The following is a 14,562-nucleotide window of genomic DNA, read 5'->3' on the forward strand; positions in this document are numbered from 1 at the left end:
ACTCGCTTCAGTTACTTTATCTATCTCATCGAACACTCATGATCCGTTCACTTTTACCTGCCAGCCTTCCGCATCCTGTTGTAATTGCCACAACCGAGCGTAGATGCCTGAGTGATCTAACAAATGCGCATGAGTTCCTTGCTCTACGAGCTGACCATGGTCCAATACAAGGATCTGATCCGCATTCTGAATGGTCTTTAATCGGTGTGCAATCAAAATAACCGTCTTGTCCGCGACTAGCTCATTAATCGCTTGCTGCACCGCGGCTTCGTTCTCCGGATCAAGTGAAGCGGTGGCTTCGTCGAGCAAGACGATCGATGCATTTTTTAATAAAGCACGTGCAATGGAGATCCGTTGCTTCTCCCCACCTGATAACGTCGATCCACCCTCGCCAACGAGCGTATCGTACCCTTGAGGCAGACTGGAGATAAACTCATGACAACAAGCTCTGCGTGCTGCCTCCTCAATCTCGAATTGCGAAGTGTCTTTCTTTCCTACACGAATGTTGTTGCCGATTGTATCCTGGAACAGATACACGTCCTGGAAGACCACAGAGATATCCTTTAACAGCTTCTCCGGGTCCATCTGATCAACGGGTCTGCCACCAATGCGAATGGTTCCTTGCTGTACATCCCAGAAGCGGGCAATGAGACGTGTGACTGTACTCTTACCACTACCGGATGGGCCAACCAGCGCAGTAATGGTATGCGGCTCAATCGTAAACGACAAGTCTTTCAACACCGGTTGCTGATCATCATATCCAAAGGTCACCCGGTCGAATGAAATCGCCTGATTGGGCTGTACATCTCCCTTTCCTGCCATCGGGGCCTCCTGCTGCACATCCATAATGCGTCTTGCACTATACGCAGAATACCGCATCTCCCCATAACTCATCAGTACAACCGTTAACGGTTCAAATACCTTTGTACCTACCAGCAAAAATAACAGAAATACCGGTAGGGACAACTCACCGCCTGCAAGCAAATAACTGCCCACGAGAATCATCCATGTCATCCCTGATCGTGCGAGCAACATCGCGCCCATGATCATCGGTCCCATGATGCCTTCCAACCGAATGGAAGCGGATTTCAATTCGTCAAAAGAACGACGCAGCCGTTCAAAACGTTTCCCCCCCATATTGTGGGCCTTAATCTCACGAATACCGCTCAGGTACTCCTGCAGCCGGCTGGCGGCTTCATTTTTAGCCCGAACATGGTTCTCACTCAGCCGTGCCTGAATCGAATCCGTAAGCCATAACAGCGCTACACCTAAGGGAACGGCAATAAACATGGCTACGGCCATTCTCCAATCCACCAACAGAAGTCCGCCAAAAGCGAGTACGGGAAGCACAATCGCGCTGATCAGCTGTGACAGATTGTGAGAGATCGTATGCTCGACCTGACCATAATCACTCAAGATCAGATTCGTCAGATCCCCAGGATCACGTTTCCCGAAAAATCCTAACGACAGATGACGAATATGTTCTGCCAGCTTCAACCTTCCTGAGGCCGCGAGGCTGTATGCTGCCCGATAGGTCTTGTCATAGAGCGAAGCATAAGCCGCATACTCCACCAGAAGCCAGGCAAACAGGATGCAGCATACAATCCACATTCGGTTGATATCCAATCCTTTGTCCGGATCAGCGAAAGACTTATAGATCGTATTGAATATGTCCACAAGCAGCGCCGCAGGAACAATCTTTGCAATCCCGTCCAGAATCGCTGCAATTACCGAAGGAAGCAGACTACGAGGGTTACCGCCAGATATATTGTATAAATAATTCCTCATCGTCCTGCACCTCCAAGCTTCCAGGAAGCCGCACTGATATGGGCCTGCCACATGTGCTCATATACTCCGCCTAATGCACGCAATTGATCATGTGTCCCACGCTCGGCAATCGTTCCCTTGCGGATCACGAGTATTTGCTCGGCTGCACGAATCGTTGTTAGACGATGAGCAATAATCAGGACTGTTTTGCCTTGAACCAGTTGGGCCAGACCTTGATGGATCTTGTGTTCATTCTCTGCATCTGCGTAGGCAGTCGCTTCATCCAGGACCAGAATGGGAGCATTTTTAAGCAGTGCCCGTGCAATCGCAATTCGCTGTGCTTCACCGCCGGACAGGTACGTGCCGCCTTCTCCGATCTTGGTGTCATATCCAGAATCCAGCTTCTCAATAAACTCATGACAGCAAGCAGTTTGAGCCGCCGCTATAACGTCCTGTAATGAAGCTGATGTGTTGCCCATCCGAATATTTTCTTCAATCGTATCGTAGAACAGATGTACATCCTGAAATACAAAGGACACGGTATCCATCAGTTTCTCCGTACCCATCTCCTGAATCGGAATCCCACCAATCGTAATCTCACCTTCCTGTACATCCCAGAAACGAAGCAATAGATTCGCAATGGTTGATTTTCCTCCACCAGAAGGTCCGACAAGTGCGGTCATCTCTCCTGCCTTGGCTACAAAATCAATCTGTTCAAGTACGGGTTTATATGCTTCGCTCTCCTTACGCTCATAAGCAAACGATACCTGACGAAAGGCAACCTCATATGTATCCGGAACTTTAGGCAATTCAGGTTCTTGTACAATCGGCTCGGCAAACACCGATTCAATCCGTTTCTGTCCTTCCACAATCTCTCGCATCCCACTACCCAGATACATTAACTTCAATAACGGTGCAGATAGACTCGGGGTAATGATCAGAAACAGAATAAACGTGATCGCAAACGACTGATTCCCCGCATTTCCACTCGACAGCAGAATACCCACCGGAACAATGAAGGTAAATAACGAGATCATGATTACAAAAAACAGCCCGTAAGATGTTTTACATAAATCTGTTATTTTCAACGAAATATCCCGATAACGCGTCACCGCCTGTTTAAACGTCAGAAACGAATCGGCTGTAATCCCAAATACTTTCACTGCCGGCATACCTCTCACGTATTCAACACCCGTCGCATTCATCTCTTCGATGGCAAGTTGAAAATCACGATAAGCCTGACGGCCTTTTTCGCTGCGGAAAAGGCGACTTTGGAGCCAGAACCCGATTCCAATCGGAACCAAAAGCGTCAGCGCCATGCGATAATCGAGCCAGAACAGATATCCCAAGAGCATCAGTGGAATAACGATCGCACTTACCAGATCCGGTAACTGATGGGCGATAAATTTCTCAATTTTCTCCACACTGACTTCGATGATCTTCTTCAGCTCACCAGTTGCCGTACGAGTGTGATACCCCATGGGTACTTTGGCAACATGCTCCGCAAGTCTCACTCTGAGCTGGTACAAAATGTTGAACGCAGCAATGTGTGAGCACATCCCCCCGATATAGAGCGCAATGAGCCCTGCAATCAGGGCTACGAATGCGACAATCCCCCAATAGATCAACAGATCTTTGTCCATAGCAGAGTGTTGCCCCGCATGCGTTAGCAGTTCCTCGACGATCTTATACACTCCGACAAAAGGAACAATCTGCAACAGACTCGATAGGGTCGAGAAGATACTTGCTGTAATCAGCAGACCTTTGCGCTCCTTCGTTACTTGCATTAGTCCGGACACTTCCGATGTGTTGTTCATCTCACTCCTCCTGATATTAATAATCATTCTCAATATAGCGCAGTGTTATATACGCACATTAATATCTCATAGAGCCCTGAATGATCACTACCTCTTCGCGGAGCAATAATACCTCTTCACGGATTATGGTTGTCTCACAGCATCTTATAAGCCCTATCGGACATATGACCTCGTCGCGTAACTTGAGAATGACTGGTGAAGTATTTACATTCACGCCAAGCAAAAGAAGTGTTGTTGGAGAAAGTTTTCATTTTTTCTTGTATAGACAAATATGACTTCTTTGATCTGTAACTCCCGTAATATTTTCCATTTCATATGGATAAATATGTGAAGGAGTTACTTACATCATTAAACTGTCGCCTATCGAATCCAAAATGAAGCCATATTGGATGTATGGCTTCATCGCTTAACCTGTGAATGGACACTCAACTATGAAAAGCTCTCCAGAACGAACCTTCTGTATTAATGATATCCTTGATCTGAACAAAAGGAATCGTAAACGTTGGAAACCCTGCTGCATAGGGTGCGATATCATATGGGTTGAAGTAGAGATGCAGAGCATCCGCTGTGACAAAAAACGGCTGATCCGCACTAATCCCCGTATAGGTGTCCGGAAACACATACGAGTATTGAGGATCATTTTTGATCTGATCCCCCACAATCTGGCTCAACACTTTTACGTAGTCACTATTCAGTTTAAATAGATCCTTCAGCTCATACAACTGACCATTCGTCAGATTAATGATCGCATAGATCATCGTAGGCATACCATGCGCTGCACCAGCCGGGTAGTTATAACCTGTGAGTTGCAGTTGCAGCAATTGCTGCTGATAAAACGTAATATCAAAATCACCTGTATACGTGTAATCCAGCTGTTGATCGGCCGGGATCGGTTTAACCTGGGAGAGTTGCTTCAACTTGGCATTCAGCGCAAGCTGCTCCGCTTGGTTCGTTAATCCCTCCACCTGCGGATAATATACGAGATAGTCGCTGTTCGGTTTGTACTTCTCTTCGCGAACACGGTACGGCGGATGTAGCGGAACGATTGTATTTTGACGCCAGATGATCTGTCCGGCCCGATTCACATACGATAAGCGCTGGTCTACATACGCCTTAATCAGATCTGGTGCCACAACCTCCAGCGTTCCCGAACCTTCAACATGGGGATACCCAGCGGCGGGTCTTCCACTCAGATCCAGTAGATAAGTCTGTCTGCCATCCGATGCGGAAGCAAGGCCGTTTTTGTAATTGCTCACTTCGCGATATAGGAACTCCGTAAGTCTTCTGCCATTGGTATCTGCAATCGCGTATACAGAGCCAATATACGGCTGCTCCGGATTAATTGCTTGCCCCAGCGCATAACGATGCTCGCCTAGTTCGCGGATGTCATTATACGCGGGTTGAATGATAAACGATCCCTCCGTATTAATAACACCGTAGATCGATTTGTAGTCCTCTGCTGTATTAACAATCGCTTGCCCGCCGCTAAAAGGAAATGCCGATGAAAATTTGGGCTGAATGCGAATATTACCCCGTTCGTCGATGTACCCATACTTGCCCGAGGCTTCTTTTTGAAAAGCCAGCAGACCATCCCCTAGTGGTCCCACATAGGCATATGGGTACGTTGCGAGCCGATGTCCATTGCGATTAATGAGTGCATATTCATTGTCCTTAATCTGCACAACCGCTTTGCCATCTTGAAAATCATTCGCCGAAGCGAACTGTGCAGGTATCACCTCATTGCCCGACGCATCCAGATAACCATACCGACTCACCGATCCATCTGCCTGACCAGGATTAGAATCGTAAAATAATGCTCGACCGTCGTTCATATTCGAGATATACGGGTACGCCCGTTTGGTCAGAACCGTACCTTGTTCATTAATCATCTTAAATCCTTGAGAATCAATGGTTATCGCCCGTTCTTCGGAAAAGGAATTGATGGAATCGTATACAGGTTGCACGACATACTGCCCCTGAAGATTAATAACGCCGGCTCGACCATCCTTCACAACCACAGCCAATCCATTGGGCTGAAACTCTTGCGCGTCATCCAGTACCGGCTCAAGCCGAATGTGGCCTTGTGCATCCATATACCCCCAACGCGTCCCACTCGTGGTTCGAACGGAGATTGGATATAACCATGTCGTTACCCGGGTATGACTTATAGGGGCCATCGCCTGCTTTATTTTCTTTTCCAGCTCTTGTAGTACTTCTCTGGAAGGATACGCTTCCGGGAAACTGAGTGCCTTCTGAACGGAAGCGAGTGCTGCCGGATACTGGCCTGCATGGTACTGAGCATCCGCAAGGTAATACCAGTAAAAGATATAATCGGGATATTGCTGAGTTAATTGCTCGTAATATTGCACCACTTTGGGATAGTAGGTTGCATATACGTCCGGTGCAGGAACCCATTTCCCATTCTGCCATCGGATAATCTCCACCCGGTAGGCTTCCCCTGTGTCATGGATCCAGAGTGCAATCTCCACTTTCCCATCTCGGCCATGCTGACCAGGCATATCTATAATCTCTGCATAGCTATAGTATAGATCGTCAGGCGCCAGATCTTTTAGCCCTGATTCCGTCCACTCATATACGGCAAGCTTAGACCAAATAGAACCAATCCTCCAACCAATAATGAGATTGTTCCTTGCCGTTGAAGTTACAGGGGCTGCAGTCATTAAAGTCACCCCATACCCCAATCCCTTGATTAGTGCCATCTTGATCCAATGTCCTTGAACAAATTTCAGAATGAGCAAATACAGCTCACCATTCAACTGATAGACTGCAGCAATCTCCGGCATACCGTCACCGGTAAGATCGGCCGCATAGATCGCTGGATGTTGAACAGGTTTATCAATAGTGACGACCGTTGCGCCAGCCGGAATATGTTGATTCACAATTTGCGTTAACAGCGGTTCGCTCATGGACATCTCAGTTTCCTCCCTTATGACCGCATTCGCCTAATGGTATGCGTCATAAATCGGGATATGACATGTAATTCATTTTATATAAGTTGAACTGTAGAATATTCACACTTACCACTCCGATGACAGAACAACCTTCTGATTGCACTTATCCCCCGATTCTTTGATTCACTTTTTATATTTATCTATCTTGCAAAGTTACTTTCTCTCCATTGATTAGCAGGTAGCTCACATCATTCACCGGAATGGTCTTAGGGGATATCCACTTAATGAGATCCTGATCCAGCTGGAGGAAAGCGGATGCGCCAGACAACTTTGTACCATCCTTCAGGTGTACTTCAATACTCAAGTCCTCCATCCGAATCTTGCTCAGTGCCTCCCCTGTAAGTGTTACGCCAACTACGGAAAGGGTTACATTTGCCTGTGAGGCTCCATTTGCATCAAGCTGAACGTTGCCTGTTTTACTCAAACCATTTTGACTCAAGTTAAAGGTCGTTTTCCAATTTCCCTGCACAACTTCACTTATGCTCGTAAAGCTGCCTTGAAGTCTCAGCTTATCTAATTCGTCAACAGCAGACAGATCATACACATACTCAATGTAGTCCCCACCAAACCTAACCTGACCTTTCATATAGTGTCCATAGCTAACGGAATATTCAGGTATATCGAGCTTTTGACCTTGCTCATCCGTGAAGTAGAAATATCCATGATTATACTCGCCTATCTCATTATCTGGATTGATCTGAATGTGTAACTTTCCCTCCACAAAACCTATATTGGAAATATGCACCCAATCAATACCCTCAACAGGGATATTCGTTACATCTTGATGCAGTACCGGAATTGGATCATTTTCCAATTGAAAATCGGTTTTACCTCCCAAGCCACTTATACGATCTTGATCCACGATATCATAGTTATTGTTTTGCTTTTCTTGTAACAACTGCTCCCAGTCCACTTGTACGTTGTAACCATCTTGTCGAGATGCACCCGACATCAGCGTATTGATCTGAACGGTAATCCGATTTTTGCTGACTTTTCCTTGAATGAGGAATCGGACAATAGCCGTTTGATTCGCATCATCATAATGAATAATCTGAGCGTTGTTTGCATTACCTCCGGTTACCCTGTAATCATATACATCCAATGTATCGTCAATGCGATGCCCAGTCAGATCCGATAATGAAACATAGATTTCCGTTGTATCTCCGTCCCTGACAGCACCTATAACCTCCATGCGAATACCTTGATCTTCACTCACCTGGTGAACAGGCTGAAGAATGCCAATCCGATCTGCACCTAGAAAATGAAGAATAGAAGGCAGGTCAATGATGCCCACCGATGCAGCTGCACCTGTAACAAGACATAACGATAACGCAGCGGTTACAGGAATATAGATGGCTTTGCGATACTTTTTTCTTTTATTCATGGACTTCTTTGTCTGTGCGGATGGATCGGATGGATATAATACAGGTGGATAAAATGATGTATCTGATCTCGTAACGGTTGGTGGTTCATTCATCGCCAATTTATCATAGAACAACTTTTTAATATTAAAGAGTTTCTGCTCAGTGAATTCTTTTTCGGATTTTCGCATTGGATCGCCTCCTTTATTTCCTGTTCATCCACCATGTCCTCAATCGTTGCCTGGAGCGATAAAGCTTGTTATGGACTTGCCTAACGTGTAGGGACAATGCTTCCGATATCTCATGGGGTCTCTGTCCTTCGTAAAACCGACGTTTCATAATCTCCCGTTCCGGTTCTGGAAAAGATTCAATCATTTGATTAAGTTCCGTATATGTCTCTTTACTGACCATCTGAACCAACAAATCATCCGTTTGCACCGAATGAATCTCCTCTTCATATGTAAGCTCAGTTCTTCGATTGAGTTTCCGGTAGCGATCAATCGCTTTATGTTTTGTGATTGTTGCAAGGTAATTTTTCAGGCTACTTCGCCCAGATTGGAATGCATCCGGATTCTGCCAAAAAGCAAAAAATGTATCTGCTACGCATTCTTCAATCTCTTCTGTCGATGCATGATGTAGGATGGAATGAGCAATCTTCCATAACAAACCTGCGTAGTGGTTCATCACCCATTCCATGGCCTCAGGATCACGATTCGCTACTGCCTTCCGTATTTGTTCTTCTTCCACGATTATATATCCCTCCCTTCCATGCTCATATGATCACGAGTGCTCGTGTTAATCCGTGCTTTCCACCTATATTCGTTTGGCAGATGACTTTTACTTACTTCACGATAAAAAAAGATTTGCAGTGGCCTTGTAGCCTTCTGCAAATCTTCTTATATTCTATAATACATCTTATTTATTACATCATATCGCTTCATGTGCCTTCGCTTGGAATACTAACCAATATTACGCCTCTTCTTGCACACTCAATTGCACATATTGGGTGAGACGACAATACTGAAATAACAGCAACTCTTCATTACCTTGTCCAAGAGCCACGCTACGCCCTTCCTTGATGAGTTGATTCAACAACTCATGCAAGAAAGTCATCTGCAACCGCGAGGATTCCGCTGCGAGCTGCTCAAGTACCTCAATATCCCGAATCGTAAACTGAGATAACCCACGTAGGAGCAACTCTTCCGACCAGCCGTTAATTCTCTGCATAAACTGATTATATTCTTCCAAGTCTGCCCATCCTCCCATTACCGATATCCAGTTTCAGACTGAGCACCGTTTGACCCTTCAGGAAGCTGATTGGGCTAATCCGTTTTGGTTCCACACGCACAAAGGCATAGAAGTGTTCAAGTGATTGAGCACCATATCCTGACTCCAGTCTTTGGATCATCGTTTGCCAATCAGTTGAATACGGGAGAGTAAGTGCCAAACGTTCTCCTTCGGCACTCTCAACCGTCAGGACAAGATCCTGCGTTTGTTTGACAAAGTTATGGTCCACAATTCGAGCAACTTTGATCACAGCCAATCGTTCTTTGGGAGCAGCAAACAAGTCGAATGTTCGCGATTCCTCTTGAAGTACAGACGTTACGTCTTGCATGGTTTTGCCCAGATTCAAAATTTCCACACCCGTTCGTGGCAAAATCGCAAGCTTAGCACCTTCGCCGGAGGATATCCGGCGTTCTTCATTCACTTTAACGGAATGGAATTGAACTTCTTCACCGACGAACTGGCGAAAGGTCAGATTAGGCAGCCATGGTGTGAATGCACCATAATGCTCTGTATATGAGAACTGCTGATCATCATAATATACAGCACGTACATCGCTATAGGTGTAAATTTCCTCATCATCGAAACAATAGAAATAATAGGTGATTCCACGGAAACCGGATCGTGTCTCCCACGCATCAGCTCCCAGTCCATACAGGTGAAGTGAAGGAACCGTAAAGTATTTACTTCGAAAACTGCCAATGAGCTGACTCTGCTGAATGACAGACACCTTTTCTTCTTCAAGAACCTGGAGTGCAAGATATAGCTTGCTCACCCGATCCAACATGGATTGCATGGAAAAACGTATATGTCTGTTGAAAAACAACTGTAGTTCTCCTTGAATCCCTCGCAAACTGCGTTCTATGTCAGGCAGGTTGCCACTATGAGCAGCGATTGCCAAAGTCTCCAGTTGTGCCATATAGGACTGAGGAAGGCGGGCCAGTCCCGTCTTCAACAATCCTGCCAGCATAACCCGACATTCCTGTACTGTCTGAAGAGAGAACTTGGCTTCGTACACCCGCCCACTTAATTCATCCGTGTCATGCAGGCCTCTTAGTACCCGATATCGTAGCAAAGCTTCAAGCTTGGCCATTTTCCCAGCTGTCTGCGGTACCTTACATAGTGCTTTTGCAAGGCTCGCTTCCTCGGTAAAAGACACCTCGATATTCTGGGTGGTCAGATGAACCGTAAGAAGTGAGTCTTCAATGATCTTAATTTCCTCTGGGTATCTCAGTCGGAAAACAACTTCCTCAATCATGGAAGAACTATACGATTTAATTAACACGGTAAGGTCAGACTCCGTCATCCAGCGGAAGCGAGACTCGATCTCACGTGATACCATATGCGGAATTTCGCTTAGATCGTCCACATTTGATACTAAGTTTGATACTGATTCTTTCACTGATACGTCTTTAGATACGTCCAACGGATCATTATCCGATATCCCTGAGTACTTATCCAGCGCATGCTTCTCATCTGCATTCATTGAATCCTCTGCCGTATATTCCCGTTGATCATACAGAATTGCAATCAGCACATGTTTGCAGATATGATCGGCCGGGCATGAGCATTCCCAATGATCCAGCGTATTTTCAAGCGTACATTGTGTCCCGTCACTGAGCTGACAACTCACAGATGATGCATTCCATGTGTACGTTACACTTACACCATTGTCCAACTCTTTCAAAGACCTTTTGTACAACCCCTTGTTGGCATACCGAATCAAATAATCCTCCGTACACAGCTTCGAAAAAATCCGGAATTTTTCCTTGAATCCATTCACGTCATCAACGCCCCGTTGCTCTCAGAATGTCGTAGATCGTTTCACTGAACACGCGACCTGGAACGTTGCCTAGAGCAATGGGTTTGTTGTCACCATAATAATAATATTGCTTGTTATTCGGTTTGAAGAAATGAAGGGATTCCAGGGTAATGTCATCCAATCCCTCGTAATACGTGATGCTCGTACCGCTGAATTGCAATTCTGCAACAAGATCTCCGTACTCTTTATAAAATTCATGATACCAGCCGCCGTCCTGTGCCGGTCCTTTGATCCAACCGTATTTCTCCAGTGCTTTGGGGAAAGCCGTTGGTGAAAAATCAGACTCGGGCAGATGATCGTATTCATTCTTCGTTTTATCCTCATCTTCTGGCTGGTGAATCTCACGATTCAATTGCTCGAATGGCTGCTTGATCTCGTAATCCTCCAACTGCGTTGTCCAACCTTCAAGCGTTGCCTGATCCAGTTCCAACGGGTGTATAAGTCCCACTTGCGCATCCGAAGGCAGATCGACCTCATCTTCATCCACAGAATTGAAGGTGCCGTCCTCCATATAACGGAAGGTGCTAATCAGAGCGCCATCCTCATACGTTCCCCAGATCAGACCAACAGCAAATTTCTGCATGATTACATTTTGTACAAACAATGCTTTCCACTCATCGGCAGACCACAGACGTTGCTTGGACAATGACTCTTCCAGACGCTGCGCCTGAATGTTAACCATGGATTTGAGATCTTTTTTCAGCTGTGTGAAACGTGACTTGGACTGCGCTGCCAATTCAGGATCATCTTTCTGTGCAGGAGCAGGCAGACTCTTCACGGATTTGCCCGTTTCTTCATTTAAGACAACGACTTGTAAGTCTCCATTGACCTTAACCAGGAAGGAACGCTCTCCGTAACTCAGCTGCATAGTTCCTTTTTCATCAAAACCAAGTGTGGTGACCAGCCGATCTTCGAGTTGTTCCGAGGTAAGTCCCAAATTATCGGCTGCAAGTTGCAACGCTTCTTCTGCTGCACCTTTCACCTGACGGTTCTTCACGCCACGTTTGATCTTGTCAATCGCCATAAGAGCAGATGGATCTTTCAGATAAGCGAGCACTTTCACAGCATCTGCTGCAATCGCGCCGCGGCTGTTTTCTGTCCATTCCTTAATTTGCGGAGCTAAAATATTTACAATCTGAATATCGCCAAAGAGTGCTGATATATACATCACCCATTTCTCTTTTGCAGGAGCACCTTCCTGAATCCAGACCTGAAGCAGTTCACTTGCAAAACGAGCGAGCGATGCCTCACTTACGTAATCCCGTAATTCATTCAACCGTTCATTAGGACCGGATGTATGATCCAATGATTGGACCAAAGCATACTGTTTAATCCGGTCATCTAAAGGCTGATTGTCTTCAATACGTATCAGTGAAGGGAGATCTTTCAAGGACAACCAGCTCAGTCTCGACAACTTTTTGGCATCCGCCTGATCAGCGAGTGCAGCATGGGCATACTCTGGACTTAGATCTGCGGTATCCAGCAGAATTTGGATCAAGCTCTTCCAATCGTCGGACTTCTCTTTCTTCAAAAGCTCACCGTACAGTTCCTTGCTGTTTTCCAGACTGCGGATTGCGGTCAGAGCCATCTCTTTGATCGCCACTTTTTTCTCCGAGAGGTATACGAGCGTATACAAGTCCTGATCAGGAATTCGGTTGAATTCCGCTAACGCTACGCCATTGGCCTTTTTGGAAGAATCCTGCAATCCGGCACGAATCGCTTCGGCCAATATTTTCTTCGATAACTCATCACGCTGTTCAAAGGTAATCTCCAGAATTAAAATGCGCGTATCTGTTGGCAGTTGCTTGTACTGTGTCAGTGCATAGTCCAGATTCTGCTGAATGATTCGGCGGTATTCGTCATGCGGCATGGATTTGTATCTGTAGTCGGTCATGCCATTAAGTGAGATCAGGCTGGTTAGCAATTTCTCACGTTGCACCTCAGGATCTTGCCCATAACGTTGAAGCAGCTGCTCTCCACTAAACGCGTATGAATTGTACATGTCCGAGATAATATCCAGTGTCCAATCGGGATGAGTGGTCAGGATTGCGAACCTGCGCATCGCCTCCGAATCCAAGGGCAAAAAACTAATACTAATGAGGTTGTGAACACGCTTCTTATCCCGATTCAGTTGATTAAACAACCCGCGACTATTCGGGTCCTCCCAATATTCCTCCAGGGTGTTTTCCCCACTTAAGTATCTTGCAATCGCAAGTCCTTGACGTCCCCCGTCCAAAGGATGCCGAAGAGCGTTAAATACCGCTTGCTCCAGTGACCCCTCCGCATTAGGCAATGTCAATCCTTGATCCTCCATGAATTTCTGAATGCAGAGTTTGAGGAATGGCGGTTTCATAATCTCGTATGCTCGAATCGCTTGTTCAGGACGATTCGCGATCGCGGATTGTAACATGTTCCAGGATACCGTGTACGAACTAAGCTCGTCCCGCAACATTTCAACCAACTGATAAGGCTCATCCAGAGACACAAGTCCGGCAAGCAGATCATTTGGACTCTTTGCCCTAGGGTCCATACTCAGCAAGTAACGGCGAACTTCAAGTGGATAAATCTCATGTAATTGATGTATTGAGTGAAGCAAAACATGCCCAATCTCACTATTTGTATCAAGGAACCGTTGTTTACCTCCACTAATGTTAATCAGGAACAACAAGGCACCACTCACAAGTACCATAGTTTGATGGAATACGGTGTTTGAACATTGCTCTTTTGAAGAGAAAGACGTATTGGGATACAGCTCAGCTATGAGCCGACTGCGCTTTTCTTTGAGGAATTCATCCTTCAATTCTTGGGATGATCCGTTATGTTTTCCTTGAATATTACTTACCACTACAGGTTCAATCAACGTATGTAGCTCGTCCCGCAACTTATCTGGATCATTAGCCATCACATGTTGAAACAACACGGGTAACGATTGAGCAGAAGATTGAACCTCTGCAAGATGAGAAGCCGTGTCACTGAGTCTTGAATATAGTTGTAGCAGCATTAACGCATTGATTACATCTCGATAATCCCCCTGGGTGTCAGCCTTTTTGGAATCAAAAAGCCACTGGGCACGCTTTAATTTGCTCTTTAATTCAGCCGAAATTTCGTTCTCGCCCGCAAACTGTTTGATCTTCTCCAACCGGGCCAACAACCCACCCATGCGATCAGCGCTTTTGCTCTTCCCGCTCAATCCGTAGGCTTCTGAATCATTTCCCATACAGACAGTAAAAGCATCCGTTCTCCATGAACTTCTTTTGGAATAATTGGATTCCAGATATATCACAATAGCCCCGGCCCGGTAAAAGATATCTCCATCGTCTTTTTTAGCAAGCTTCATGAGCAGATCAATCGTTTGATACACATAATGACTCGAATTTCCCATCATATCCGGGAACTTGTCTGTCGTTCCCAAGACATAATCAATAATTTCGGAGCTTCGATCTGTTTTTAATGAGTACTCGTTTGAACAGGTTACTGCGAATTTCTCCACCAAAGTTTCAACTGCGCGGTCTGCGGTAAGCATTACACATTCCTCCTTG

Annotated in this window: 8 protein-coding genes; all 8 read right to left on the bottom strand. The window is 45.8% G+C overall.

What is annotated here, in order from left to right; all coding sequences use genetic code 11:
* Positions 1-36: 36 nt before the first annotated feature.
* The 8 genes from BS614_RS20330 to BS614_RS20365 all read right to left on the bottom strand — a co-directional run bounded on the left by BS614_RS20330 (position 37) and on the right by BS614_RS20365 (position 14,546).
* Positions 37-1,788 carry an ABC transporter ATP-binding protein gene (locus tag BS614_RS20330; protein WP_074095340.1) on the bottom strand — a complete coding sequence of 584 codons (1,752 nt, stop codon included), beginning with the start codon at positions 1,786-1,788 and terminating at the stop codon, positions 37-39.
* Positions 1,785-3,584 carry an ABC transporter ATP-binding protein gene (locus tag BS614_RS20335; protein WP_074095341.1) on the bottom strand — a complete coding sequence of 600 codons (1,800 nt, stop codon included), beginning with the start codon at positions 3,582-3,584 and terminating at the stop codon, positions 1,785-1,787. Before BS614_RS20335 ends, BS614_RS20330 begins: the two co-directional genes overlap by 4 nt.
* A 425-nt stretch (positions 3,585-4,009) precedes the next feature.
* On the bottom strand, positions 4,010-6,517 hold the full coding sequence (locus tag BS614_RS20340) for a WG repeat-containing protein (protein ID WP_074095342.1): 2,508 nt from the start codon (positions 6,515-6,517) through the stop codon (positions 4,010-4,012).
* 175 nt (positions 6,518-6,692) lie between these two features.
* Positions 6,693-8,108 carry a DUF4179 domain-containing protein gene (locus BS614_RS31855; protein ID WP_074095343.1) on the bottom strand — a complete coding sequence of 472 codons (1,416 nt, stop codon included), beginning with the start codon at positions 8,106-8,108 and terminating at the stop codon, positions 6,693-6,695.
* A gap of 13 nt (positions 8,109-8,121) precedes the next feature.
* The gene (locus tag BS614_RS20350) at positions 8,122-8,664 is read right to left on the bottom strand and encodes a sigma-70 family RNA polymerase sigma factor (RefSeq protein WP_074095344.1); all 543 of its coding nucleotides are present in this window, start codon (positions 8,662-8,664) and stop codon (positions 8,122-8,124) included.
* Between the two features lie 222 nt (positions 8,665-8,886).
* A complete protein-coding gene (locus BS614_RS20355; protein WP_074095345.1) occupies positions 8,887-9,165 on the bottom strand; it encodes a hypothetical protein in 279 nt (92 codons plus the stop codon).
* On the bottom strand, positions 9,152-10,984 hold the full coding sequence (locus BS614_RS20360) for a hypothetical protein (RefSeq protein WP_074095346.1): 1,833 nt from the start codon (positions 10,982-10,984) through the stop codon (positions 9,152-9,154). The genes BS614_RS20355 and BS614_RS20360 overlap by 14 nt, the downstream gene beginning before the upstream one ends.
* Before the next feature lie 4 nt (positions 10,985-10,988).
* The gene (locus BS614_RS20365) at positions 10,989-14,546 is read right to left on the bottom strand and encodes a DUF4132 domain-containing protein (protein WP_074095347.1); all 3,558 of its coding nucleotides are present in this window, start codon (positions 14,544-14,546) and stop codon (positions 10,989-10,991) included.
* Between the last annotated feature and the right edge of the window lie 16 nt (positions 14,547-14,562).

The sequence above is a fragment of the Paenibacillus xylanexedens genome (genome assembly GCF_001908275.1).
GTDB classification, from domain to species: domain Bacteria; phylum Bacillota; class Bacilli; order Paenibacillales; family Paenibacillaceae; genus Paenibacillus; species Paenibacillus xylanexedens_A.